This is a genomic window from Streptomyces sp. NPDC012637, from assembly GCF_042954805.1.
In the GTDB taxonomy this organism is placed as follows: domain Bacteria; phylum Actinomycetota; class Actinomycetes; order Streptomycetales; family Streptomycetaceae; genus Streptomyces.
The window spans coordinates 887,213-911,960 of the sequence record NZ_JBIBDS010000002.1; the positions used below are offsets into that span (position 1 = coordinate 887,213).

Consider the following 24,748-nt stretch of genomic DNA (forward strand, 5'->3'; position numbering starts at 1 on the left):
TCCTCATCTTCCTCATGACGCATTTCGCCATGAGACGGATTTGGCACCTTCCCTAGTCGGGGACCTCACTGGAGGACGAGTAGTGACCGACTGGAGGGTTGCCGGGGCTTCAACGGGCCGTTTCCCTCTGCCCCTCTGGATGAGCGGTATTCGATTGTGAGACGCGGGCGGCACCCCGACATGCATCGGGCATCCGCGTTGTTCAAGACTGTAACCGAAGCCCTGGACGGGCGAGACGGTCGTCCGATCCGCGAGATGGAGATCACGTTGCTGGAAGAAGTGGAGCGCTGGCTGGCCCGGCGGTCCTGGTCCGTGGCCGACCGTCCGCTGGAGCGGGTCCTCGCCGCGAAGCGCGGGACGAAGGTCAGCGTGGTCCTGCCCGCGCTGAACGAGGAGGCGACGGTCGGCGCGATCGTCTCCGTGATCCGCCGCGAGCTGATGACGGAGGCGGTGCCGCTGGTGGACGAGCTGGTGGTGATCGACTCGGGCTCCACGGACCGTACGGCGGAGGTGGCCGCGGCGGCCGGCGCGCGGGTGGTGGCGCGGGACGCGATCCTGCCGCGGATACCCGCGGTCCCCGGCAAGGGCGAGGTGCTCTGGCGGTCACTGATGGTGACGAGCGGGGACGTCGTCTGCTTCGTCGACGCGGATCTGCGGGACTTCTCGGCGGACTTCGTGACGGGGATCGTCGGCCCGCTTCTCACCGACCCGGACGTGGACTTCGTGAAGGCGATGTACGACCGGCCGCTCGGCGACGCCCCTGGTCAGGGCGGGCGTGTGACGGAGCTGGTGGCCCGGCCGCTGCTCAATCTGCACTGGCCGCGACTGGCCGGGTTCGTGCAGCCGCTGGGCGGCGAGTACGCGGCACGGCGCTCGCTCCTCGAGCAACTGCCGTTCCCGGTCGGTTACGGAGTGGAGCTGGGCCTGCTGGTGGACGCGCTGCACACGGTCGGCCTGGACGCGCTCGCACAGGTGGACGTGGGAGTGCGCAAGCACCGCCACCAGGACGGGCAGGCTCTGGGCCGGATGGCGGCGGCGATCTACCGGACGGCGCAGCTGCGGCTCTCGCGCGGCCATCTCGTACGGCCGCTGCTGACCCAGTTCGAGCGGGGCGAGGACGGCTTCGCGCCGCGCACGTACCCGGTGGACACGGAGGAGCGCCCGCCGATGACGGAGATCGCGGAGTACGCGGAGCGGCGCCGCGTGGCGTAACACCCGATAATGCGCCTTTCTGGATAAATTTCCGTTTCATGCGGTTCAGAACGGAAACGGGAATTCTGCTGGGAGCCCTGGGCCTCATCACCGGGGCGCTGTCCTGCGCCGGAGCCGGCCCCGCCGCCGCCGGCACGGTCGAGCCCTCCGGCGAGCGCGAAGCCGGCGTGTACCTCGGCGACGCCAGGACCGACCTCGGCAAGGCCGGCGGGACGGCCCCGAAGATCACGTACACCTCTTCCCCGGCGCACACGCCGTCCGCCATTCCGCGCCCCGGCCCGCACGGCGGCGCGGCCGCCCGGGGCCGCACGACGGCGGCGACCGGCACCGGCACCGAGCGGCTGTGGCTGCTCGGCGGGCTGGGCCTGGCGCTCGCGGCGACCGGCGTGGTGGCCGTGGCGGCGATGCGGGGCCGCAGGGAGTACTGAGAAGGCGGGACGCATGCGCGGAGGGCCCTCCGCACGCGGAAGGCCCTCCGTCTCTCGGCAGGTGCGCCGGTCAGCCGGTGTAGTAGCCGGCCATGTCGGCGATGAGGTCGACGGACCCGCTCCTGTTGTAGAAGGTGATCTTCCCGTCCCTGACCGGGACGACGACCATGTTCGCCACCGTCTGCCCCGCGACGAAGTTCAGGTTCGACGCCGCGGTGCGGGCGGTGCCGTACGGGTACACCGACACGAAGCCGGTCGCGGTCGGGTTGGTCGCGGTCACGTTGAGGACCACCGCCTTGTACCGGTCGCCGACGGTGAGGCTCACCGTCTGCCCCGCTCCGACCTTCGCCTGGGTCACACCGACACCCGTGCCCGTGCGGGTGTCCATCAGCCGCTTGGGCTCCGTGCCGGTGAAGACCGCACCGGTGCCCTGCTTGAAGTAGCCCGCGACGTCGGCGATCACGTCCACCGAACCGGCCCGGTTGTAGAAGGTGATCTTCCCGTCCCTGACCGGGACGACGACCATGTTGGGCACGGTCCGTCCGGCCGGGAAGTTGACGTTCGAGACGTTCGGCCGGGCGGTGCCGTACGGGTAGACCGACACGAAGCTCGCGGCGGTCGCGTTGGTCGCGGTCACGTTCAGGGCCACCGCCGTGGCGTCCGGCTCGGTCACCGGCAGCGTGACCGTGCCGCCGCCCGGCAGCTTCGCCTGCGCCACACCGGTGCCGTCACGGGTGTCCATCAGCCGCTGCGGCGTCACCGGCTGGTACGCCGAAGCCGTGGTGCCCTCGGTGTAGTAGCCGGCGACGTCGGCTATCAGGTCCACGGAACCGTTCTTGTTGAAGAACGACACCGCGCCGTCGACCACGGGCACGGTCACCAGGTTGGACGCCGTCTGGCCCGCGGCGAAGTTGAGGCTGGACGCCGACGACCGGGACGTGCCCGTCGGGTAGACGGAGACGAAGCCGCCGGCCGTGGGACCGGTCGCGGTCACGTTGAGGACCACTGCCGTCAGCCCGCTCGCGGGCACGCCGCCGACACCTGCCACCTCGAGGGAACGCGTCTCCCCCGGACCCACCTTCGCCTTGGATGTGCCGAGGCCGCTGCGGGTGTCCATCAGCCGGGCGGGCGTCAGCGGCGTGAAGGTGCCAGGCACGGTGGTGAGACCCACGTCGAAGGCCTCGACCTGGCCCACGTCCCGCAGACCGGTCCCCGTGCCGTCGGCGGGCTGCGCCGTCATGACGTACGTGTAGAAGGCGTTCTCCACGCCCCGGCCGAGCTGGTCCCGGCTGTCCCAGTCGATCGCGACGCCCGCGCCGTTCCCCCTCGTTCCCTGGTAGGTGCGGACGGCCTTGCCGGCGGTGTTCAGGATCTCGACCTTCCAGGCGCCGACGGCGCGGGAGGTCCGCCAGCGCAGCTGGGTCGTGCCGCCGCTGATCCGCCGCTCGAACGTGTCGAGCATGACGAACGGCTGCGGGGCCACCGGCACCCGCTTGACGTGGATGTTCTTCTCGGCGTCGACGAAGGCGACGTTCGCGCCGAACTTGTCCACCGTCCAGGTGGCGCCCCGGCCGTCCGCGTCCGCCCAGGCGGGCACGGCGGCGAGGTCGCTGGTCTGCCCGGTGGCCGCGTTCGTCACAAGCAGCTTGTGCGCGGTGCGGTCGTGCCGTACGACGAAGCCGTCGCCGAGCAGCGATTCCCCCGCGGTCACGGGCACGTTCTTCTTCAGGGTCCGGTCGAAGACGCCGGCCTTGTCGGCACCGCACGCCCAGTACAGCCAGCGGCCGACGGCCTGGAGTTCGGTGGGCCGGCAGCCGGAGCCCAGCTCGACGGGCGCCGACGTGGCCCCGGTCCTGAGGTCGTAGGCGTTGACCTGGCCGGTGGAGGTGGCCGTCGCGGGCTTCCAGACCTGGCTGCCCCACAGGGCCGCCGCCGACTTGTCCAGGGTGAGCCGGACCTCGTTCCGGTTCAGGTTGTCGATGTCGAGGTCGACGGCGTAGGTCGTGTCACCGTTCCTGGCCAGGACGTACCGGCCGGCGGCGTCCACGACGGTGCTCTCCGCGGGCAGGTCCGTGTAGCGGTAGGAGTCGTCCGTGGGTGCCTTGACGGTCGTCCCACCTCCGTACGCCGCGTTGCCGTCGCCCAGCGACCGAAGCCCGTTCGGCGTCTGCCACAGACGGTGGCGCAGCCCGGGCGCGGTCGCGGCCGGGGTGCCGGTCATGGTCGTGTCGACGTCGAACAGCGCGGGCATGCCGGGCTTCAGGGACCAGGTCGAGTCGGAGAGGTAGCTCAGTCGGCCGCCGCCCAGCGCCAGACCGCTGTACGTGGCGGGCACCTGGGGCACCTTCTTCACGACGTCGACCACGGGGGCGCCGCCGTCGCCGGGAGAGACGCGGTGGACCGCCCAGTCGGTGGCGCTGCTGCCGCCGACGACGAGGACGCTGCCGTCCGGGGCCGTGACGAAGCCCTTCGCCCCGGCGGGCAGCAGGTCCCGGACGGGGCCGCCGCCGAGCGGGACCTCCTGGAGCTTCTGCCGCAGCACGCCGTCCGGGTCGTAGGACGCGGCGGAGTGGACGTAGACGACGTGACCGCCGACCACGGCGAACTCCGGGTACTCGGAGGTGGCGTACGGCTTGGCGACGACCGTGCGCACCGGCGTGGCCGCGGCGTCCGAGCGGGGCACGGTGGACAGGCTGTTGCCACCGCTCGACCAGCCCAGGACGTGCTCGCCGCCGAGCCGGAGGTTCCCCGTCGCTTCGAACGCTCCGGGGAGCCTGACGAGCGTGGCGGTCCCGTAGTCGAGGTAGAAGCGCGCCGAGCCGCCGGCGGAGAAGCGAAGGATCGCGCCACGGGTGTCCTGGGTGACGGGCGCGGCCCGGCCCAGGTCCGCGGGGACGCCGGTGACCGGGGTCTCGGCGGTGCCGCCGTCCGCCGCCAGGCGCACCAGGGTGAGGGCCGTCGTCACGCCGTCCTGATCGGTGCGGGTGACCACGGTGTCGGCGGTGTACGCGCCGAGCCAGCTCTGGCCCGCGGGAAGCGGGATCCTGGTCACGGCCTGGCTGGCGGCGTCGACGATCCGGGCGGTGCCGGCGTCGTCGGAGGCGTAGAGCCCGGAGTGCCCGTACTGGGCCTCCACGCGCCGCGTCGTCGTGGCACCGGTGGCGGTGTCGGTCCACAGCAGGTCGTTCGTGCCGTCCTGCCGGTGGAGGTAGCCGGAGGTCCCGGCGCCGATCAGTCGTTCCAGGCGCGGCTGGTGGCGACCCGGGTCCGGCACGACGACCTCGTCGGCCGGCAGGGTATCGGCGGCGAGCGCCGGTGCGGTGAGCGCGGTGGACAGGCCGGCGGTCATGCCGACGGCGGTCACGAACGCGAGCGCTCCGCGGGTGCGTACGTACAAGGAAGTCCCCTCCGTGAGCCTGTTCCTCAGGCTTCGGGCGGGTGGCCAGTGCTCGCGCGTGTCCCGCGCGGCCCCCTCCGGCGCTTCCCGTCCGAGGCGGTGATCGTAACAGCGGGGATCCGGCCACCTGGCGGCAATTCCGAACGGGTTCAGGCCGCGCGTCGGCTCGATGACCTGCGGCCCGCGCACCCGTCGCGTCCGCGCGCCCCGCATCCGGACGTCTGATATCCGTACGTTTGAGCGTTTACCGGATGGGCTAGGTTCGCCATATGGCTTCCGTCCTCCTGGCATCGAACCGCGGCCCGGTCTCGTACAGCGTCCGTGACGACGGGACGCTGGACACCCGACGGGGCGGTGGCGGGCTCGTCTCGGGCCTGAGCGCCGTCTCCTCCGAGGGCTCCGAGGGCGACACCCTGTGGGTGTGCGCGGCGCTCGGCGACGGCGACCGCGAGGCCGTGCGCCGCGGGGTCGCCGAGCCGGGCGTACGGATGCTGGACATCGACCCGGAGGTGTACTCCGAGGCGTACAACGGCATCGCGAACTCGGTGCTGTGGTTCCTCCACCACCACCTGTACGACGTCCCGCGCGAGCCCGTCTTCGACGCGGCGTTCCGCCGCCGCTGGGAGTCCTACCGCGCCTACAACCGCGCTTTCGCCGACGCCCTCGGGGAAGCCGCCGACGAGGGCGCGGCGGTGCTGGTGCAGGACTACCACCTGGCCCTGGTCCCGGGGATGCTCCGCGAGCTGCGCCCGGACCTGAGGATCGGGCACTTCACGCACACGCCGTGGGCGGACCCGGCCTACCTGCGCATGCTGCCGGAGGACATCCGGGAGGAGCTGGTGTGGGGCATGCTCGGCGCGGACGAGCTGGGCTTCCACACCGCCCTGTGGAGCGGCGCCTTCATGCAGAGCGCGTCCATGGACAACGCGTCCGGGATCGCCGTGCCCTACTTCCCGGCGGGGACGCCCTGGCGGGGCGTGGAGCACCGGCGCGGCGGCGGGCCCGGCCCGCAGCGCACCACCAACGTCACCGTCCGCCCCCTCGGCGTCGACGGCGACGAACTGCGGGCCCTCGCCCACCGCCCCCAGGTGGACGACCGCCTGGCCCGGCTCCGCGAGGAGGTCGGGGACCGGAAGACCATCGTCCGCGTCGATCGCACCGAGCTGTCGAAGAACATCCTGCGCGGACTGCTCGCCTACCGGGAGCTGCTGACCGCCCATCCCGAGTGGCGCGACCGCGTGGTCCACCTGGCCTCCGCCTACCCGTCCCGGCAGGACCTGGAGTCGTACCGCGCGTACACGGCGTCCGTCGTCGCCCTCGCCGAGGAGATCAACGCCGAGTTCGGCACGGCGGACTGGCAGCCGGTCCTGGTCTCTGTCGAGGACGACTTCACCCGCTCCCTCGCCGCCTACCGCCTGGCCGACGTGGCACTGGTCAACCCCGTCCGCGACGGCATGAACCTGGTCGCCAAGGAGATCCCGGTGGTCTCCGAGGCCGGCTGCGCCCTGGTGCTCTCCCGCGAGGCCGGCGCGCACATGGAACTGGGCCAGGACGCGCTCACGGTGAGCCCCTTCGACGTCACCGGGACCGCCGAGGCCCTCCACCGCGCCCTGTCGATGCCGGCCGCCGAGCGTGCGGAACGCACCAAGCGCCTCGCCGCCGCGGCCACGGCGCTGCCGCCTCAGCGCTGGTTCCTGGACCAGCTGGAGGCACTGCGATCCGGATCCTCGGGCGACTCGGGAGCCGACGGCTCCGCATGACCGCGGGGCCGCTCAGGCGGCCGACGGATCCGTAAGACCCCGCCTCGGAGCTGCTCGGACGGCCGACGGCTCCGCATGACCGCGGGCCCGCCCAGGCGCCGATGCGCGCCGACGCGCGCCGTGACGGCCTCGCGGCGGCGGGCCCTCCGCCGCCACCCCTACCCCTCCCCCTGCTGCTCCCCTGTATCCCGGCGGAAATTGTTCGGGGTCTCCCCCTCCTCCCGGCAGGGTCTTCCGTGTCAGACTCTGCGACCGATCGTTCCCCCAGGCGATCCGTAACCCCCGACGGAATCACGCGCACCATGCGTCACCCACGCATGCGAGCGAAGGGATCGCGAACAACGTGAAAAAGATTGTTGTGGGCATGACCCTCGGGTCGGCGCTCACCGCACTCCTCGCAGCGGGGCTCACCCCGGCCGCCGCGCAGGAAGCAAGGGATGCCGGCGCCGGCGCCGGCGCCACGCACCGGCCGGACAACCGCCCCGGACCGCTCACCAAGCAGCGCACCGAACTGCGTGAGCAGGCGATCGACCTGGTCGCCAAGGGCAAGGCGAAGGCGAACGCCAAGGGCGTCGTCGAGGTCGCACCCGGCAAGTTCGCGGAGACCGAGACCACCACCGCCACGCGCCAGGAGAAGATCTTCACGATCCTCTCCGAGTTCGGCACCGAAGGCTCCGGCAAGCTCGGCACCGTCCCCGGCCCGCTGCACAACGAGATACCCCAGCCCGACCGCAGCGTCGACAACTCCAACGCCTGGAGCGCCGACTTCAACAAGGCGCACTACGAGAACCTGTTCAACGGTCCCGGCGAGTCCATGCGGACCTACTACGAGAAGCTGTCGAGCGGCGCCTACTCGGTCACCAACGTGGTCGAGGACTGGGTCAAGGTCCCCGGCAACGCCTCCACCTACGGCGACAACTCCGTCGAGGACACCGGCGGCTCCTGGGCCTTCATCCAGGACACCGGCGACGCCTGGTGGAACGCGCAGATCGCGGCCGGCAAGACCCCGGCCGAGATCGACGCCTACCTCGCCCAGTTCGACGTCTGGGACCGCAACGACTGGGACCACGACGGCAACTTCGACGAGGCCGACGGCTACATCGACCACTTCCAGGCCGTGCACGCCGGCATGGGCGAGGACGCGGGCGGCGGCGCGCAGGGCGAGGACGCCATCTGGTCGCACCGCTGGTACGTGAACGGCGACGACTTCGGCCTCACCGGCCCCGACGTCGCCGGCACCCAGAACAAGGCGGGCGGCGCGCGCATCGGCCAGTCGAAGTACTGGCTCGGCGACTACACCACCGAGGGCGAGAACGGCGGACTCGGCGTCTTCTGCCACGAGTTCGGCCACGACCTCGGCCTGCCGGACTTCTACGACACCGACGGCGGCGAGAACTCCACCGCCTTCTGGACCCTGATGAGCTCCGGCTCCTGGCTCGGCCACGGTGCCGCCGCGAACGAGGGCATCGGCACCCTGCCGGGCCTCATGGGCGCGGAGGAGAAGCTGTTCCTCGGCTGGCTGGACTACGCCGACGCGCCGCTCGGCGCCTCCGGCACGTACACCCTGAACCCGGCGCAGCTCCAGGTCACCGGCAAGGAGCAGGCGGTCCGCATCGCGCTGCCCGACAAGACGAGCAGCACCACCTACGCGACGCCCGTCTCGGGCAGCCACGCCTGGTGGACCGGCTCGGCGGACGGCCTCAACCAGTCCCTCACCCGCTCCGTGCCCGCCTCCTCGCGGATCACGGTCAAGGCGAGCGCCTGGTACGAGATCGAGGCGGACTACGACTACCTCTTCGCCGAGTACTCCCTCGACAACGGCGCCACCTGGTCGCGCGCCGGCGCCGCGGTCTCCGGCTCCTCGGCCGGCAGGTGGACGACCCTGCGCTACTCGTACGACTCCCAGGGCAAGCCGTCCCTCTTCCGCTTCCGCTACCAGTCCGACGGCGGCGTGCACTTCGCCGGTGCCTTCCTGGACGACGTCACCATCGGCTCCGGCGGCACCACGCTGCTGACCGACAACGTCGAGCAGGGTGTGAACGGCTGGACGGCGCAGGGCCGCTGGAAGATCTCCACGGGTACGGAGACGGCCACGTCCCCGCGCTTCTACCTGGTGGAGAACCGCGAGTACGTCGGCAGCGACGCGCTCCTCGCCGAGGGCCCGTACCAGTTCAGCAAGGGCATCACCGCCCCGGACTGGGTGGAGTTCTTCAAGTACCAGAACGGCATGCTGGTCTGGTACGTGGACCGCTCCTACGACGACAACAACGTCAGCGCCCACGCGGGTGCCGGCTCGGCGATGGTGGTCGACGCCCGTCCGGCGCCGTTCCGCTACGACGACGGCACCGCCCCGAGCAACCGTCGCCAGCCCTTCGACGCCACCTTCGGCCTCGAGCCGACGGACGCGACGTGCCTCCACAAGGAGGTCCTGGTGGGCAAGGGCGGCAGCCAGACGGTCGCGACGAAGGCGGCCTGCGCCCCGTCCGTCCCGGGCAAGCCGGTCTTCGACGACACCGACCCGAACGCCTACTACGACCCGACGGCCCCGCAGGCCAGCGTGAAGGTCGCGGGCCACGGCGTGAAGGTCACGGTCACCGGCGACGCGGGCGACGACCTGACGATCAGCGTGGTCAACCCCTCGTAATTCCGACCCTGTTCAAAAAGGGGCGCCCCGGCAGGCCGGGGCGCCCCTTCCCGCTGTTACGCTCCCGTCCACCTGCGGTGGGGGGCACGGCAGGTTCCGAGTTTCGGGGAGGGAACCGGGTGCTTCGACACACCCTGACGCGGGGCGCGTTCGCCGCCGCGACGGCGCTCGCGCTGACGCTGGGCGGCGGCCTGACACCACTGGCGGACACGGCGAGGGCGGAGGAACCGGCGCCGACTCCGCAGGAGGTGGTGGTGCCGGCGGCCCCAGGACAGTCCGTCCTGAGCGCACAGCTCCACCTGACCGGACAGGCCGAGTACCTGCGGGCGGACGCCATCGGTGCCGAGGGTGTGTTCCACACCCAGTCGGGGCACGAAGGCGTCCTGTGGACCCGGTTCGCGGACGGGCGGAGCACTCCCGTGCCGCTGCCCGCCGCGACCGAGGCCACCGTCATGGGCACGGGCACGGCCTCGCTCGCCATGGTCCGGAGCGGTGAGGTCGAGTTGCGCGACACCGACGGCGCCTCGCGACGGATCGCCCTTCCGGAGGGCACGGTGGCTTCATCGGTCTTCGGGTCGACCGTGTACGCGGTGGAGACCGTGACCCAGCCGGACGGCAGCAAGACGGCCGTGCAGCATCTGCTCACCCTCGGCGCAGACGGCACGACCCGCGACGCGACCCTGACCGGACCCGAGGACGGCACGCGCCTGGGCAGGGTGCTGGGAGGTGACGCGTCGGGCGTCGTCGTCACGACGGCGGCACAGGACGGCAAGCGCCGGTTCGGCATCGCTCCGGTGGACACGGGACAGCTCGGGGCACTGACGCCCGAGGTCCCCGAGGCGTACGCGCGCGTCAAAATCTCCCCGAAATACCTGGCGGTGTACTCGACGGTCGCCACCGACGACACGGTGCTAGTCACCTCGCGGACCGACCCGTCAGCCCCGTTCACCGCGATCGACCTGAACAACTACAACCACAGCGGCAGCTCCGACCGCAGGTTCGCCATCGTCGGCGACTGGCTGGTCTTCCTTTCGGCGCGTGGTGCGCTGAACGCCGTGCCGATCGCGGGCGGCCCCGCCGTCACCCTGCTCCCCCGAGCCGACTACAAAGGCCCCTCCGCCGGGCCCGACGGAACCGCCGCCGTGATCGGCGGCGCCGACTCCGTCGACTGGGCGCTCCGGCACATCACGGCGGACGCCTCCGGGAAGCCGGTGGTGACCGTGGCCAAGCGGCTGCCGAAGCCTGCCCTCATCAAGGGCATCGCCCTCGCGCAGGGACGCCTGTCCGTCGTCGACAACTCGAACGGTGACTGGGAGTGGGTGCGCGACATCAGCACCTCCGGTGCCCTCGGCTTCGGCGACCGGACGAAGCTGACCGGCATCCCGATGCACTGGTGCGCGGCGAACGACTCCGCCTGCGCCGCATACCTGGCACTCGGAGACGGACGGTTCATGCGCCGCGTGGACACGGACGACACGCGCTGGCGCTACTACATCAACGGCCCCGGTGACTACGACCTCGACGATGTGTACCTGCCCGTCGGCAGCAGGATCGACGACGTCGCCGCCGACTACCTGGTCTCCACCGCCCCCGGCGACGCCGGCAAGCAGACCGTCTACACCACCTGGGGTCAGTTCCTCGAGCAGCGAGCGCCCGTCGCCTCCGCCCTGTGGGGCGTCCTGCTGTGGAGCGCCGGCACGGAGAAGGGCGCCGTCACGGTCAAGGACCTGAAGACCGGCAAGGCGGTCGAGGCCCTGAACACCGGCGCCCCCTGCGTCCCCGAGGAACTCCAGGCCACCGAGCGCTGGCTTTACTGGTCCTGCGGCGTCAACGGACCGGCCGGGGTCTACGACCGTATGGCGAAGTCCTCGCGGTCCGTACCGTCCGGTGAGGCCCTGCTCGGCGACGGTTACGTCGTCACCCACGACAGGTCCGCAGGCACCCTCGTGCTCACCGGTGCCGCCGCCGAGGGCCCCGCGAGCCGTGTCGTCGGCGCACTGCACGACACCGGCGTCTCCCAACGTCATGTCCGCTGGACCGTTGACAAGTTCGGCGGCCACCTCGCCTATGTCGACGGCGACGAGCAGGTGCACGTCGTCGCGACGGGCATTCCCGCACAGCCGTTGGTGCTGATGGCCGGAGAGACGTGGACGACGGGCCGCACCGACGGCGGTGCGACCGGCAGGCAGCCGTTCCTCACCCGCCGCTTCAGCAAGCCTGTGGGTCCTTGGACCCTGACGGCCCGCCACACCCTGACGGGCCAGGTCAGCGAGCTGGCCAGGGGAACGGAGGTCCGCGGCAGGCTGGAGATCGACTGGAACGGGCGGGACACTGCCGGCACGCTGCTGCCGAACGGCCAGCACGACTGGACGCTCACCGCTCCATCCGCCGACGGCGTCGGTCCCGCTGTCCAGGTCAGCGGCACCGTGACCCTCGTCAACGGCACCTCGCTCGCCTCCAGCCGGTTCACCAACGTCCTGCCGTATCCGACGCATCCCGCCAGGATCCTGGACACGCGCAGCGGCCTCGGCGCGCCCAAGCGCACGGTCGGTCCCGGTGGTTCGATCACCCTCCAGGTCGCCGGCCGCGGCCAGGTCCCGGCGACCGGGGCCACGTCCGTCGCGTTGAACGTGACCGCGGTCAACCCGAGCGCCTCGACGTTCGTCACGGTCCACCCGTACGGCACCGCCCGTCCCACCGCCTCCAACCTCAACGTTCCAGCGGGCCGGATCGTGGCCGGGATGGTCGTCGTACCCGTCAAGGACGGCAAGGTCACGCTCTACAACCATGCCGGCAGTGTCGATCTCGTCGCCGACGTGACCGGTTACTACACGACCGACCAGGGATCGCTCTTCGAGCCGGTGCAGCCGGCCCGGATCGTGGATTCCCGCACCGGCCTCGGCATCACCAAGGGCAAACTCCTCGGGGGCATGCTCGGCTCGACGCCGATCCTCGGGCGCGGCGGAGTGCCGAAGACGGGCGTCTCGGCCGTGGTGCTCCAGCTGACCGCCACGAACCCGACGGCGTCCACGTTCCTCTCGGCCTACGGCACGCTCTACGCCGACAACTACCAGTACTCGCACGTCCAGGTGGCGGCCGGGCAGACTGCCTCGAACCTGGTGGTCGTCCCGCTGTACGACGACTCGCTGTTCTTCCTGAACCGGAACGGCGCGACCGACGTGATCGCCGACGTCGTCGGCTACTACCGCACCGACGACCTCGGCTCGCTCTTCCAGCCCCTCGCCCCCTCCCGCTCCCTCGACACCCGCACCGGCACCGGTGCTCCCAAGGCCAAGGTCGGCCCGGGCAGGACGGTCGCGCTGACCGTCGCCGGGCGGAACGGGGTGCCGGCGGCCGGGGCGACGGCGGTCGTCATGAACGTGACGGCGGTCAACGCCTCCGCCAGCACGGTCGTCACCGTCTACCCGTACGGGACGGCCCGCCCGGGCACGTCGAACCTGAACGTGACGGCCGGGCGGACCGTGTCCAATCTTGTCGTCGTGCCCGTCGTGGACGGAAAGGTGATGCTCCACAACAACTCCGGCAGCGTCGACCTCATCGCCGACGTGCAGGGGTTCTACGCCCCCTGACCCAGCTCCCGCGCCAGCCCGGCGAGCAGTTCCACCACCGCCGCCGGGCCCGGGACCGTGAGGTCGGCGCGGGCCGAGAGGTCGGGGACGGCGGCGGATTCGGCGGCCGAGCAGACGAGGAGGCCCGGGGTGCCGTCGGAGCGGAGCTTCTCGACGGCGGCGTACGCGGGGAGGTCGCCCAGGTCGTCGCCCGCGTAGAGGACGGAGCCCGCGCCGGTCTCGCGGAGGAAGTCCGCGAGGGCGACGCCCTTGTCCATGCCCGGCGGGCGGAGCTCCAGGACCATCCGGCCCGGTTCGAGGACCAGGCCGTGCCGGGCGGCGAGGTCGCCGAGCGGGCCCCTCAGGGCCTCGAAGGCGCCCTGCGGGTCCTCGGCGCGGCGGGTGTGGACGGCGACCGCGCGGCCCTTCTCCTCGATCCACGTGCCGGGCCAGGCCCCGATCCGGTCCAGGAAGCCGGGAAGCTCGGCGCGCACCGACGCCACGCCCGGGTGCGGCGCGGCGGCCTGCACGGTGCCGCTGACGGCGTCCCAGCGCTCGGCGCCGTAGTGGCCGAGGACCACCAGGTGCGCCAGGCCGGGGACGCCCGCGAAGCCTCCGTACCGTACGGCCACTCCGGCGGGGCGGCCGGTGACGACCACGACGGCGGCCAGGTGCGGGGCGAGGGCGGAGAGGGCGGGGACGGCGCCGGGGTGGGCGCGGGCCTGCTCCGGGTCGGGGACGATCTCGGCGAGCGTCCCGTCGAAGTCGAGGGCGACGACGGCCTTCTCGGGCCGCGCGAGGAGCGCGGCGAGGCCGTCGCGGCCGGCGGCGGTGGTCGGGTGCGGAAGGCTGCTGACCATGCCCACGACCCTACCGAGGGATGCCGGTCCCGTCAGCGGCACGCGTGCGGCGGCGCGGACTCAGCGGCGCTGTTCCCGTTCCGCGCGGACCCGGCGCAGCCGGTTGACGGTGACCGGGTCGTGGGCGAGGGCGCGCGGGTCGTCGAGGAGCGCGTTGAGCAGCTGGTAGTAGCGGGTGGCGGACAGGCCGAGCTGTTCGCGCACGGCCCGCTCCTTGGCGCCGGGGCCGGGCCAGGAGCGGCGTTCCATGGCGAGGACGGCCCGCTCGCGCTCGCCGAGGGCGGCCGGGGACGGCCCTTCGGCGGCCCGCCCCGGCTCCCCGAGTTCACTGGTCATACAGACCAACTTATGCCGCGCCGGTCACTCCGCGCTCTCGGCCGCCGTCGCCTGGCGGGCCAGCCGGCCGAGGACGTCGCCGGGCTTGGCGCCGGGCTGCACGGCCTTGCCGATCTCCTGCTTCACCTTGCTGCTGACCTGCGCCCAGGAGGTCTTGCCGACGGGGGGCAGCTGGGAGTCGGGCAGCGCCTCGAGGAACTCGCGGAGGTGCGCGGACTTCGGGTCGGACTGCATGGTCGCGGAGGCGGTGACGGTGGAGGGCAGCAGGTCGTTGTCGCCCGCGAACTTCAGCACGTTCTCGTCGGCGAAGACGAAGTCGAGGAAGGCGCCGACCTCCTTGCGGTGGCCGTTCTGCTTGAAGCCCATGATCCAGTCGGCGACGCCCATGGTGGCCTTGGCCCTGCCGTCGGCGCCGGGCAGCGCGATCTTGCCGACCTTGACGCCCTTCTTCTCGGCCTCCTGCATGAGGGACGGGTGGCCGTTGAGCATGCCGACCTCGCCGCGCGCGAAGGCCGCGAAGGCCTCCTTGCGGTCGAGCTCGCCGGGGGCGGTGGGGCCGGTGAGGCCCTTGGCGACGAGGTTGTCGCGCAGCCAGCCGAACGTGCGGACGTTGGCGGCGGAGTCGAGGTCGTAGTGCCCGGTTCCGTCGGTGTAGCCGCCGCCACCGCTGAGCAGCCACATCATCGTCTCGGCCTGGGCCTCCTCGGGCCCGAGGGGCAGCGCGAAGGGGTAGGTGACGCCCTCCTTGTCCAGCTTCCCGGCCGCGGCGGCGAGCTCGTCCCAGGTGGTCGGCGGCCCGTCGACGCCGGCCTTGTCGAACAGCTCCTCGTTGTAGAAGAGCAGCCGGGTGGAGGCGACGAAGGGCAGGCCGTACTGGGTGCGCTTGTACTCGCCGGCGTCGACGAGCGGGGCCAGGAAGTTGGCCTGGACGGGGATGGAGAGCAGGTCGTCGGCCGAGTACAGCTGGTCGGCCGCCGCGTAGTCCGCGTAGGCGCCGATCTGCGCGATGTCGGGGGCCTGGCCGGCCTTGACGAGCTCGGCGACCTTGCGGTCCACGTCGTTCCAGGACTCGATCTGGACCTGGACCTTCACTCCGGGGTTCTTCGCCTCGAAGGCGGCGACCAGGCCGTCCCAGTACTTCCTGGTGGTGTCGCCGCCGGTGAGGTCGTAGTCGGCGGCCACCAGCTTGAGGGTGACGTCGCCGTCGTCGCCGCCGAGCGTGCCGCAGCCGGAGAGGCCGGCGGTCAGTCCGAGTGCGGTGGCCGCCGCGGCCAGTCCCAGGAATCGTCGCCGCTGCACAGCCGTAACCCACCCTTTGCTCGTCGTCGAGGCAATGTTCGGCCGTAAGTTTCTCCCGGGTAGCCACAGGAGGTCTACACCACTCGCATATCGCTTCTGCAACGCATTGCCTTGCGGCGCGGCGCACTGCTATGCACGACCTGGCAGTACCCGGCAGAACCTTCCCGGATTTCCCGCTGGTCTGGACCATTAGGAGTCGCCGCGCATGTCCCGCACCTCCGCCGCCCACACGTCCGCCGCCCGCACGTCCGCCGCCCGTACATCCGCCGAGATCGCCACCCAGCCCGCCGCCTGGCGCCGCGCCGCCGGGGCGGCGGCCGGTTTCGAGGGGCTGCCGGAGCCCGGGGAGCGGGTCGCCGTGACCGGCTGCGGCACCTCCTGGTTCATGGCGATCGCGTACGCGGCCCTGCGGGAGGCGGCGGGGCTCGGCGAGACCGACGCCTTCGCCGCCTCGGAGTTCCCGGCCGGCCGGAGGTACGACCGGGTCGTGGCGATCACCCGCTCCGGCACCACGACCGAGGTCCTCGACCTGCTCGGCGCCCTCAGGGGGCGCGTCCCGACCACCGCGCTCACCACCGACCCCGCGACTCCCGTCATGACCGCGGCGGACGCGGTCGCCGTGCTCGACTGGGCGGACGAGGAGTCGGTCGTCCAGACCCGCTTCGCCACCACCGCGTTCGCCTTCCTGCGCGCCGGCCTCGGCGACCTGTCCGGCGGACTGCCCGGCGGGCCGGCCGGCCGGACGACCGGCGGGCTGCCCGGCCTGAAGAGCGTCGCCGAGGCCGCCGTCGAGGCCGAGCTCGCGCTCACCGAGCCACTGCCCGAGGCGGTCCTCGGCGCCGAGCAGTGGACCTTCCTCGGCCGCGGCTGGACCTACGGGCTCGCCCTGGAGGCCGCACTGAAGATGCGCGAGGCCGCCGGCGCGTGGACCGAGGCGTATCCGGCGATGGAGTACCGCCACGGCCCCATCGCCGTCACCGCGCCCGGCCGCGTCACCTGGGTCCTCGGCCCGCTCCCCGAGGGACTGGCCGGCGAGGTCGCCAAGGCCGGCGGGACCCTCGTCTCCCGCCCCGGCGCCGACCCGCTCGCCGACCTCGTCCGCGCCCAGCGGCTCGCGGTCACCGTCGCCGAGTCCCGCGGCCTGGACCCGGACCGCCCGCGCAACCTCACGCGCAGCGTGATCCTTTCGCCGTGAGCACGCGAGGGACTCACCGTGAGCACGCGACGGACTCGCCGTGAGCACGTGAGGGACCCCGCGCGGGACACACCTGCCACCGCGGGCCCGAACGCGCCGGAAGCCGCCTCCGCGCGGATTTGTATCCGACCGCAACAATCCTCAGCAGTGGACTAGACCTTTCGGGTCCTGACACGCGAGACTGTCTCCGTGAGACACGTCATCGCCCTCGATGTGGGCGGCACCGGCATGAAGGCCGCCCTCGTCGGGGCGGACGGCACCCTGCTCCACGAGGCCCGGCGCGCCACCGGCCGCGAGCGCGGACCCGAGGCCGTCGTCGAGACCATCCTCGGGTTCGCCGAGGAACTGCGCGCCCTCGGCCAGGAGCGGTACGGCGAGCCCGCCGCGGCCGCCGGAGTCGCCGTCCCCGGAATCGTCGACGCCGCGAACGGCATCGCCGTCTACGCCGCCAACCTCGGGTGGCGCGACGTCCCCATGCGCGCCATGCTCAGCGAGCGCCTCGGTGGCATCCCCGTCGCCCTGGGCCACGACGTGCGCACCGGCGGCCTCGCCGAGGGCCGGATCGGGGCCGGCAACGGCGCCGACCGCTTCCTCTTCGTGCCGCTCGGCACCGGCATCGCGGGCGCCATCGGCATCGGCGGCGAGATCGAGGCCGGCGCGCACGGGTACGCGGGCGAGATCGGCCACATCGTCGTCCGCCCGGGCGGTACGGAGTGCGGCTGCGGCCAGCGCGGCTGCCTGGAGCGGTACGCCTCCGCCTCCGCCGTCTCCCTTGCCTGGGCCGAGGCCTCCGGCGACCCCGAGGCGGACGCCGCCGACTGCGCCAAGGCCGTCGAGTCCGGCGACCCCGCCGCCGTACGGGTGTGGCAGGACGCCGTGGACGCACTCGCGGACGGGCTGGTCACCGCGCTCACCCTGCTGGACCCCCGCACGCTCATCATCGGTGGCGGTCTCGCCGAGGCCGGGGAAACCTTGTTCACACCCCTTCGGGCCGCCGTGGAGCAGCGCGTCACCTTCCAGAAGCTGCCCGCCGTCGTCCCGGCGGCGCTCGGGGACACCGCCGGATGCCTGGGCGCGGGCCTGCTGGCCTGGGACCTGCTCGCCGGCCCGACCGACCGACAGCCGACCGACCGACAGTCCACCGACCGACGGTCCGCCGGCCCGCAGCCCACCGACCGACAGCCGACCGACTCCACCGACCGCCCCACCGCCCCGGAGGTATCCGCCTGATGGCCGTTTCCACAGTTCTCGCCGGGGCCCGCGTGGTGCTGCCGACCGGGATCGTCGAGAACGGACGAGTGATCGTCGAGAACGGCCGCATCGCGGGAGCCGCCCGCGAGGACGTCACCACGCTCGACCTCACCGGTCACTGGCTGGTGCCCGGCTTCGTCGACATGCACAACCACGGCGGCGGCGGCGCCTCCTTCACCTCCGGCACCGTCGACGAGATCCTCACCGGCGTCCGCACCCACCGGCAGCACGGCACGACCACCGTCGTCGCCTCCTTCGTCACCGGCGAGATGGACTTCCTCACCCAGCGCGCGGGCCTGCTCTCCGAGCTCGCCGAGCAGGGCGACATCGCCGGCATCCACTTCGAGGGCCCCTTCATCTCGCCCTGCCGCAAGGGCGCCCACGACGAGACGCTGCTGCGCGACCCCGAGCCGGCCGAGGTGCGCAAGCTGATCGACGCCGCGCGCGGCCAGGCCCGCATGGTCACCCTGGCCACCGAGCTGTCCGGCGGCATCGACTCCGTACGGCTGCTCGCCGAGCACGGCGTGATCGCCGCGATCGGGCACACCGACGCCACGTACGAGCAGACGCGGGCCGCGATCGACGCGGGCGCCACCGTCGCCACCCACCTCTTCAACGCGATGCCCGGCCTCGGACACCGTGCGCCCGGCCCCATCGCCGCGCTCCTCGAGGACGAGCGGATCACCGTCGAGCTCATCAACGACGGCACCCACCTCCACCCGGCCGCCCTGGAGCTGGCCTTCCACCACGCCGGCCCGGCGCGGGCCGCCTTCATCACCGACGCGATGGACGCCGCCGGCTTCGGCGACGGCCGCTACATGCTCGGCCCGCTGGAGGTCGAGGTGAAGGACAGCGTCGCGCGGCTCGTCGAGGGCGGCTCCATCGCCGGCTCGACGCTCACCCTCGACCGGGCGTTCAAGCGCGCGGCGACCATCGACGGGTTGCCCGTCGAGTCCGTCGTCCAGGCGATCTCCGCGAACCCCGCGAAGCTGCTCGGCGTGTACGACCGGGTCGGCTCCCTGGAGCCGGGCAAGGACGCCGACCTCGTGGTCCTCGACGAGGACTTCGAGCTCAAGGGCGTGATGCGCAAGGGCGCGTGGGTGGTTGAGCCGCAAGTGGGCTGATTTCCCCACACGTTGCGTGACGGCGGTTGGTCCGGGGTCTGGGCCAACCGCCGTCTCTTTGGCATGATCAGGGCGCTACCGGCGGTGACACGGAACGACAGGGGGTGGGTCAGGTGATTCTCACGGTCACCCTCAACACGGCGCTGGACCTCACCTACCGCGTCCCGGCCCTCACCCCGCACGCCTCGCACCGCGTCACCCAGGTCATCGAACGGCCCGGCGGCAAGGGTCTCAACGTCGCCCGGGTGCTCGGCGCACTCGGCCACGAGACGGTCGTCACCGGCTTCGCGGGCGGCACCACCGGCGAGACGCTCCGCTCGCTGCTCGCCACCACCACCGCCGGCCGGCCGGTCCACGACGCGCTGGTCCCGATCGCCGGTGCCACCCGCCGCACCGTCGCCGTCGTCGACGCCGCGAGCGGCGACACCACCCAGCTCAACGAGCCAGGCCCGGCCATCACCCCCGGCGAATGGGCCGCGTTCACCGCGCGCTTCGCCGAACTCCTCGACGGGGCACGGGCCGTGGCCCTGTGCGGCAGCCTGCCGCCGGGCATCCACGTCGGCGCGTACGCGGAACTCGTGCGGCTCGCCCGGGCCGCCGGCGTCCCCGCCCTGCTCGACACCAGCGGCGAACCGCTGCGCCGCGGCATCGCCGCCCGCCCCGACATCGTCAAGCCCAACGCGACGGAACTCGCCCAGCTCACCGGCTCCCGCGAACCGCACCGCGCCACCCGCGACGCCCGCCGCCGCGGCGCCCACGCCGTCGTCACCTCCCTCGGGCCGGACGGCGTCCTCGCCGCCACCCCGGAAGGCCTGTGGCAGGCCGCCCCGCCCTCACCCGTGAAGGGCAATCCGACCGGCGCCGGCGACTCGGCCGTCGCCGCGCTCCTCGCCGGCCTGGTCGACGGCTCCGACTGGCCCACCCGGCTCACCCACGCCGTCGCGCTGTCGGCGGCGACGGTCCTCTCCCCGGTCGCCGGCGAGTTCGACGAGAACGCCTACGAGGCCCTGCTGCCCCGCGTCACCGTCCACGACCGAGCAGCCGCGGCCTGACCGGCGGGACGGCGCTCCGGCACGCACGCAACGGAGGAAGCATGCTCGTCCGCACCGCCGACCTCGTCACCGACGCCCGCGCCGCCGGCACCGGCCTCGCCGCCTTCAACGTCATCACCCTCGAACACGCCGAGGCCATCGCCGCCGGCGCCGAACGGGCCGGCGTCCCCGCCGTCCTGCAGATCTCCGAGAACGCCGTGAAGTTCCACGGCGGCCGGCTCTCCGCCGTCGCCGCCGCCACGACCGCCGTCGCCCGCGCCTCCAGCGCGCCGCTCGCCCTCCACCTCGACCACGTCGAATCCGTCGACCTGCTCCGCCAGGCGCACACCGAGGGCTTCGGCAGCGTCATGTTCGACGCGAGCAGGCGGACTTACGGCGACAACGTGAAGGCGACCGCCGAGGCCGTCCGCTGGGGCCACCAGCGCGGCATCTGGGTCGAAGCCGAACTCGGCAGGGTCGGCGGCAAGGACGGCGAGCCGCCGCTCGACGCCCACGCGCCCGGCGTCCGCACCGACCCGGCCGAGGCCGCCGCGTACGTCGCCGACACCGGCGTGGACGCCCTCGCCGTCGCCGTCGGCTCCACCCACGCGATGACCGAGCGCACCGCGACCCTCGACCACGCCCTGATCGCCGCCCTCAAGGACGCCGTCCCGGTCCCGCTCGTGCTGCACGGCTCCTCCGGCGTCCCGGACACGGAGATCCGCGCCGCCGTCGCCGCCGGCATGGTCAAGATCAACGTCGGTACGGCGCTGAACACGGCCTACACTGCGGCCGTCCGCGCCTTCCTCACCGAGGACCCGAAGTCCGTCGACCCGCGCCGGTACCTGCACCCGGCGCGAGAGGCGATGACGGAGACGGTGACGGCGTTCCTGCGGCTGTTCAGCCGCTGATCTTCTCCTTGCTGATCTTCAGCCAGTCGAAGACCGCGTCGCACTGGTTGCCCTGCTCGCACGACAGCTTGATCGTGTTCTGCCCCTGCTTGAGGGTGACCGGCGCCCAGGTCGTCTGCCAGTTCTTCTCCAGGTTCGGGTCCGACGAGGAGATGAAGTTCTTCAGGCCTATCGGGTTGCTGTTGGCCGTGTCGTTGACCGTCAGCGTGGCGTTGGCGTCCTTCGCCGGGATCGCGTACCGCACGTACAGGTAGTAGCTGCCGGCCTCCGGCACGTCCGCCTGCCAGGTCACCGACGAGCCGATCGCGTTGAACCCGGTGACGTACGCGCCGTCCGCGCCCTGTGCGCCCTTGATGTCCCTCGCCAGCGCCGCCGAGCCACCCAGCTTCAGCGTCGCGGCGTCCTGCTGCGGCAGTTCCACCGGACCCTGCGAGGACTGGCTCGGAGCGACCGAGGGAGACTCCGAGACCTGCCCGGGCGCGCCCGTCGGGTTGCCGCCGCCGCCCGCGTCGTTCGACTTGTCGCCGCTGTTGCTGATCACGGCGGCGGTGATGCCCGCCACGACCACCGCGACCACCGCCACGGCGCCGATCAGCAGGCCCTTGGTGTTGGGGCCGCGGCCGCCGCGCGGGGCGGGCTGCGGCGGGGTGGGGCGGTGCTGCCCGCCGCCCGGGTAGGTCTCCGGTGCCGCGTACTGCGGGTGCGGCTGGCCGTAGCCGGGCTGCTGGCCGTACGCCTGCTGCTGCGGGACCTGCGGCTGCTGCGCGTGGCCGCCGTACTGGCGCTCGCCGACCGTGCGGACCTGGTTGTACGAGGTGCGCGGGACGCCCGGCTGTGCCGCCGGACCCGGGTAGCCGTAGCCGCCGCCCTGGGGCCGCTGTGCCCCCGCCGCCTGTCCGTCCGCGTACAGGTAGCCGAACGGATCGTCGTCCTCGGGCGTGTTCGCGCCGTCGTTACCGGCAGCCATCCGGGTCACTCCTATCCACTGCTCGCCAGCCGTCGCCGACCGGCCGAGCCTACCTCGAACGGCCCTCCCGACGTTCCGGTGCCGTGTGTACGAGCGGTGAACGAACCGCCCTCGCGACCGCCGGACCGGGCCCTAGCCCGCCCGCCTGTGCACCTTCGAACGGGACCGCTTCTCTATGTACATCCGCTGGTCGGCACTGTTCAGGACCTCTTCGACGGTCATGCCGCACTCGGCCCAGCCGATGCCGAAACTGGCGCCGACCCGCACCGCCCGTCCGTCGACCCGGATCGGCGGGATGATCGCGTTCCGCAGCCGTACCGCGAGGTCGGCCGCGTCGGCCGAGCCCAGGCCGTCGGCGAGGACGACGAACTCGTCGCCGCCGAGCCGCGCGACCGTGTCGCCGTCCCGTACGCCCGTGGTCAGCCGGCGGGCGACCTCGATGAGCACGGCGTCGCCGGTGTGGTGCCCGAAGCGGTCGTTGATCGACTTGAAGCCGTCCAGGTCGCAGAAGAGGACCGCGAGCCCCTTCGTCCCGTCGTCGATGTCGCCGCCGGTGGGAGCGACCGTGTGCACGTGGTGGTCGTACGGCCCGGCGCCACCGCCGGCCGGCGAGAAGCCGAAGCCGTGCTCGTGCTCGTAGTCGTATTCGTACGGGGGCTCGAAGCCGGACGCTGTCTCCTCGGGCGCCGCCGCGCCGGCGGCGAACGGGCGCTCGCAGAGCCGGGCGGAGAGCCGGGAGCGCAGTTCGGCGCTGTTGGGGAGGCCGGTGAGGGCGTCGTGCGAGGCGCGGTGGGCGAGCTGGAGCTCGTGGCGCTTGCGTTCCTCGATGTCCTCGACGTGGGTGAGGAGGAAGCGGGGGCCGTCGGCGGTGTCGGCGACGACCGAGTTGCGCAGGGACACCCAGACGTAGGTGCCGTCGCGGCGGCCGAGGCGCAGCTCGGCGCGTCCGCCCTCGGCGGAGGTGCGGAGCAGGGTGCCTATGTCCTCGGGGTGGACGAGGTCGGCGAAGGAGTAGCGGCGCATCACGGAGGCGGGCCGGCCGAGCAGCCGGCACAGGGCGTCGTTGGTGCGGAGCAGCCTGCCGTGCTGGTCGCCGCCCATCTCGGCGATGGCCATGCCGGAGGGCGCGTACTCGAAGGCCTGCCGGAAGGACTCCTCGCTGGCGCGCAGCGCCTGCTGCTCGCGTTCCAGGCGGACGAGGGCGCGCTGCATGTTGGAGCGGAGCCGGGCGTTGCTGATCGCGATGGCCGACTGGGAGGCGTACATCTGGAGGGCTTCGCGGCCCCAGGGGCCGGGGTGGCGGCCGTTGCGCGGGCGGTCGACGGAGATCACGCCGAGCAGCTCACGGCCGGAGCCCGGGGGTCCCCCCGGGTGGGCGGAGCGAGATCCGCTGGAGTACATCGGGGCGTAGAGCCGGTCGTGCGGGTGCCACTCGTCCTCGAAGCGCGGCGCGGGCCCCTCGGTGTGCCACTGCGGGACGTCGTCCTCGATGAGCACCCAGCCCTCGGTGTGCGGGATGAAGCGCAGGTCGCCCCAGGCCTGGCCCATGGCGAGGCGGCGGTCCCAGGAGGCGCGGGAGCCGACCCGGCCGGTGATCAGGGCCTCGGCGGCGGGGCTGCCGGCGAAGGCGGCGACGACCAGGTCGCCGTCGGGGCGTACGAGGTTGACGCAGGCCAGCTCATAGTTGAGGCCCGCGACGATGCCGTCCGCGACGGCCTGCAGGGTGTCCGCAAGGCTGCGGGCGGTGTTGAGGTCCGCCACGACCTGATGCAGCTGCCGCAGGGTCGCAAGACGGACGTACGGCTCCGACTCGGTCTCCATCGCTCGCTCTCCCCGAGACCTCGACAGCTGACTCCTGGGTTCTCATCGGCTTCATCGGCTTCGTGGTGCACTGTCCCCGCCACTGAATCACAGCGAGCTGTGCACCCGGTACACAGGGTCAACAAATACTGCTCTCTGTGACTCAAGTCACAAGCACCTGCGGGGCTTCGGTCCCTACCCGGAGAACGCCTCCCGATCCGCTCCCGGGTCCTAGGACCCGGGAGGGAAGCCGGGTGGTCCCGGGGCCCGATGCCCCCGCACCGGGGCGCGGACTAGCGTGCGAGGGTGCTGCAGAAGACGCCCGCCTCGGGGACCACCGCCGTCGACCTGGCCATCCCTCATGCTGAGGGGGTGAGCAACGACGCGTTCAAGGCCGCCATGTCCCGCCTGGCCGCGGGCGTGGTGCTGGTGACGGCCCATGACCCGGAGGACGGTCCGCACGGCGAGGACGTCGGCATGACCGCCACCGCCTTCCTCTCCGTCTCCCTCGACCCGCCGCTGGTCATGGTCAGCCTGCGCAACGGCTCGCGCATGGACGACCTGCTCGCGGACGTCCCGGTGTGGGCGGTCTCGCTGCTCGCCGAGAGCCAGCGGCACGTCGCCGGCCGCTTCGCGATGAAGGGCCGGGTCAGCGACCGGCTGCTCTTCGCGGACCTCCCCTGCACGCGCGGCACGCACAGCAACGCCCCACTGATGGGCGGCGCGCTCGCGACCCTGGAGTGCCGTACGGAGAACCGCGTCCTGGCGGGTGACCACACCCTCGTCATCGGCCGCGTCCTCGACACCCGGCTGCCGTCGGCGGAGGGCGGCCCGCTGACGTACTTCCGCGGCAGGTACCGGACGCTGGGCTAGGGCCCCGGCCAGCGGGCCGAGGACCGGGCAGGCGGACAACGGTCCGCGCCAGGCCCGGTCACGGCCAAGATCCACCGGATGGGCCCGGCGC

The 24,748-nt window shown here is 72.6% G+C and carries 17 protein-coding genes and 1 riboswitch; of the genes, 11 read left to right on the forward strand and 6 right to left on the reverse strand.

What is annotated here, in order from left to right:
* A riboswitch (SAM riboswitch) is annotated at positions 1-146 on the reverse strand.
* 121 nt (positions 147-267) lie between these two features.
* Complete coding sequence (locus ACFY8W_RS12260; RefSeq protein ID WP_391103900.1) at positions 268-1,212, forward strand: glucosyl-3-phosphoglycerate synthase; 945 nt, start codon at positions 268-270, stop codon at positions 1,210-1,212.
* Positions 1,213-1,250: 38 nt separating this feature from the next.
* The gene (locus ACFY8W_RS12265) at positions 1,251-1,640 is read left to right on the forward strand and encodes a hypothetical protein (RefSeq protein WP_391103494.1); all 390 of its coding nucleotides are present in this window, start codon (positions 1,251-1,253) and stop codon (positions 1,638-1,640) included.
* A 70-nt stretch (positions 1,641-1,710) separates the two neighbouring features.
* Here the strand turns inward: ACFY8W_RS12265 and ACFY8W_RS12270 are convergent, their stop codons facing one another.
* Positions 1,711-5,037 (reverse strand): hypothetical protein, encoded by a 3,327-nt coding sequence (locus ACFY8W_RS12270; protein WP_391103497.1) that lies wholly within the window; start codon positions 5,035-5,037, stop codon positions 1,711-1,713.
* A gap of 269 nt (positions 5,038-5,306) precedes the next feature.
* On the opposite strand from ACFY8W_RS12270, the gene ACFY8W_RS12275 reads away from it, so the two are divergent.
* The 3 genes from ACFY8W_RS12275 to ACFY8W_RS12285 all read left to right on the forward strand — a co-directional run bounded on the left by ACFY8W_RS12275 (position 5,307) and on the right by ACFY8W_RS12285 (position 13,031).
* The gene (locus ACFY8W_RS12275; protein ID WP_391103499.1) at positions 5,307-6,797 is read left to right on the forward strand and encodes a trehalose-6-phosphate synthase; all 1,491 of its coding nucleotides are present in this window, start codon (positions 5,307-5,309) and stop codon (positions 6,795-6,797) included.
* A 364-nt stretch (positions 6,798-7,161) separates the two neighbouring features.
* Complete coding sequence (locus tag ACFY8W_RS12280; RefSeq protein ID WP_391103502.1) at positions 7,162-9,441, forward strand: immune inhibitor A domain-containing protein; 2,280 nt, start codon at positions 7,162-7,164, stop codon at positions 9,439-9,441.
* Positions 9,442-9,560: 119 nt separating this feature from the next.
* Positions 9,561-13,031, forward strand: a complete 3,471-nt coding sequence (locus ACFY8W_RS12285; protein WP_391103505.1) for a hypothetical protein — start codon at positions 9,561-9,563, stop codon at positions 13,029-13,031.
* Here the strand turns inward: ACFY8W_RS12285 and otsB are convergent.
* Genes otsB through ACFY8W_RS12300 form a run of 3 tightly spaced genes read right to left on the reverse strand, consistent with a single transcriptional unit; the run spans position 13,019 to position 15,505 of the window.
* Positions 13,019-13,870, reverse strand: a complete 852-nt coding sequence (gene otsB / locus ACFY8W_RS12290) for a trehalose-phosphatase (RefSeq protein ID WP_391103506.1) — start codon at positions 13,868-13,870, stop codon at positions 13,019-13,021. The genes ACFY8W_RS12285 and otsB overlap by 13 nt on opposite strands.
* Before the next feature lie 60 nt (positions 13,871-13,930).
* Positions 13,931-14,206: a DUF3263 domain-containing protein gene (locus tag ACFY8W_RS12295; protein WP_391103508.1), complete on the reverse strand. Its 276-nt coding sequence runs from the start codon at positions 14,204-14,206 to the stop codon at positions 13,931-13,933.
* Between the two features lie 24 nt (positions 14,207-14,230).
* Positions 14,231-15,505, reverse strand: a complete 1,275-nt coding sequence (locus ACFY8W_RS12300; protein WP_391103510.1) for an extracellular solute-binding protein — start codon at positions 15,503-15,505, stop codon at positions 14,231-14,233.
* A 205-nt stretch (positions 15,506-15,710) separates the two neighbouring features.
* Between ACFY8W_RS12300 and ACFY8W_RS12305 the strand changes: the two genes are divergently transcribed.
* From ACFY8W_RS12305 to ACFY8W_RS12325, 5 genes are all read left to right on the forward strand, one after another.
* Positions 15,711-16,700, forward strand: coding sequence for an SIS domain-containing protein (locus ACFY8W_RS12305; RefSeq protein WP_391103512.1), 990 nt, complete (start codon positions 15,711-15,713; stop codon positions 16,698-16,700).
* 189 nt (positions 16,701-16,889) lie between these two features.
* Entirely contained in the window at positions 16,890-17,930 is a 1,041-nt protein-coding gene (locus ACFY8W_RS12310) for an ROK family protein (RefSeq protein ID WP_391103514.1), read from the forward strand.
* Positions 17,930-19,075: an N-acetylglucosamine-6-phosphate deacetylase gene (gene nagA, locus ACFY8W_RS12315; protein WP_391103516.1), complete on the forward strand. Its 1,146-nt coding sequence runs from the start codon at positions 17,930-17,932 to the stop codon at positions 19,073-19,075. The genes ACFY8W_RS12310 and nagA overlap by 1 nt, the downstream gene beginning before the upstream one ends.
* A 113-nt stretch (positions 19,076-19,188) precedes the next feature.
* Positions 19,189-20,127 (forward strand): hexose kinase, encoded by a 939-nt coding sequence (locus ACFY8W_RS12320; RefSeq protein ID WP_391103903.1) that lies wholly within the window; start codon positions 19,189-19,191, stop codon positions 20,125-20,127.
* 41 nt (positions 20,128-20,168) lie between these two features.
* Positions 20,169-21,017, forward strand: coding sequence for a ketose-bisphosphate aldolase (locus ACFY8W_RS12325; RefSeq protein WP_391103518.1), 849 nt, complete (start codon positions 20,169-20,171; stop codon positions 21,015-21,017).
* Here the strand turns inward: ACFY8W_RS12325 and ACFY8W_RS12330 are convergent.
* Together ACFY8W_RS12330 and cdgB are read right to left on the reverse strand one after the other, a co-directional pair.
* The gene (locus tag ACFY8W_RS12330; protein WP_391103520.1) at positions 21,007-21,984 is read right to left on the reverse strand and encodes a CBM35 domain-containing protein; all 978 of its coding nucleotides are present in this window, start codon (positions 21,982-21,984) and stop codon (positions 21,007-21,009) included. The two genes, ACFY8W_RS12325 and ACFY8W_RS12330, sit on opposite strands and share 11 nt — an antisense overlap.
* Before the next feature lie 132 nt (positions 21,985-22,116).
* Positions 22,117-23,805, reverse strand: coding sequence for a diguanylate cyclase CdgB (gene cdgB / locus ACFY8W_RS12335; protein ID WP_391103523.1), 1,689 nt, complete (start codon positions 23,803-23,805; stop codon positions 22,117-22,119).
* A 285-nt stretch (positions 23,806-24,090) separates the two neighbouring features.
* Between cdgB and ACFY8W_RS12340 the strand changes: the two genes are divergently transcribed.
* Positions 24,091-24,657 (forward strand): flavin reductase, encoded by a 567-nt coding sequence (locus ACFY8W_RS12340; RefSeq protein ID WP_391103525.1) that lies wholly within the window; start codon positions 24,091-24,093, stop codon positions 24,655-24,657.
* The last annotated feature ends 91 nt before the right edge of the window (positions 24,658-24,748 follow it).

Coding starts and splice junctions, on each gene's coding strand:
- otsB (WP_391103506.1), bottom strand. CDS start 13,870: ATGGTCAGCAGCCTTCCGCACCCGACCACCGCCGCCGGCCGCGACGGC.
- ACFY8W_RS12305 (WP_391103512.1), top strand. CDS start 15,711: ATGTCCCGCACCTCCGCCGCCCACACGTCCGCCGCCCGCACGTCCGCC.
- ACFY8W_RS12265 (WP_391103494.1), top strand. CDS start 1,251: ATGCGGTTCAGAACGGAAACGGGAATTCTGCTGGGAGCCCTGGGCCTC.
- nagA (WP_391103516.1), top strand. CDS start 17,930: ATGGCCGTTTCCACAGTTCTCGCCGGGGCCCGCGTGGTGCTGCCGACC.
- ACFY8W_RS12295 (WP_391103508.1), bottom strand. CDS start 14,206: ATGACCAGTGAACTCGGGGAGCCGGGGCGGGCCGCCGAAGGGCCGTCC.
- ACFY8W_RS12330 (WP_391103520.1), bottom strand. CDS start 21,984: ATGGCTGCCGGTAACGACGGCGCGAACACGCCCGAGGACGACGATCCG.
- cdgB (WP_391103523.1), bottom strand. CDS start 23,805: ATGGAGACCGAGTCGGAGCCGTACGTCCGTCTTGCGACCCTGCGGCAG.
- ACFY8W_RS12325 (WP_391103518.1), top strand. CDS start 20,169: ATGCTCGTCCGCACCGCCGACCTCGTCACCGACGCCCGCGCCGCCGGC.
- ACFY8W_RS12280 (WP_391103502.1), top strand. CDS start 7,162: ATGACCCTCGGGTCGGCGCTCACCGCACTCCTCGCAGCGGGGCTCACC.
- ACFY8W_RS12275 (WP_391103499.1), top strand. CDS start 5,307: ATGGCTTCCGTCCTCCTGGCATCGAACCGCGGCCCGGTCTCGTACAGC.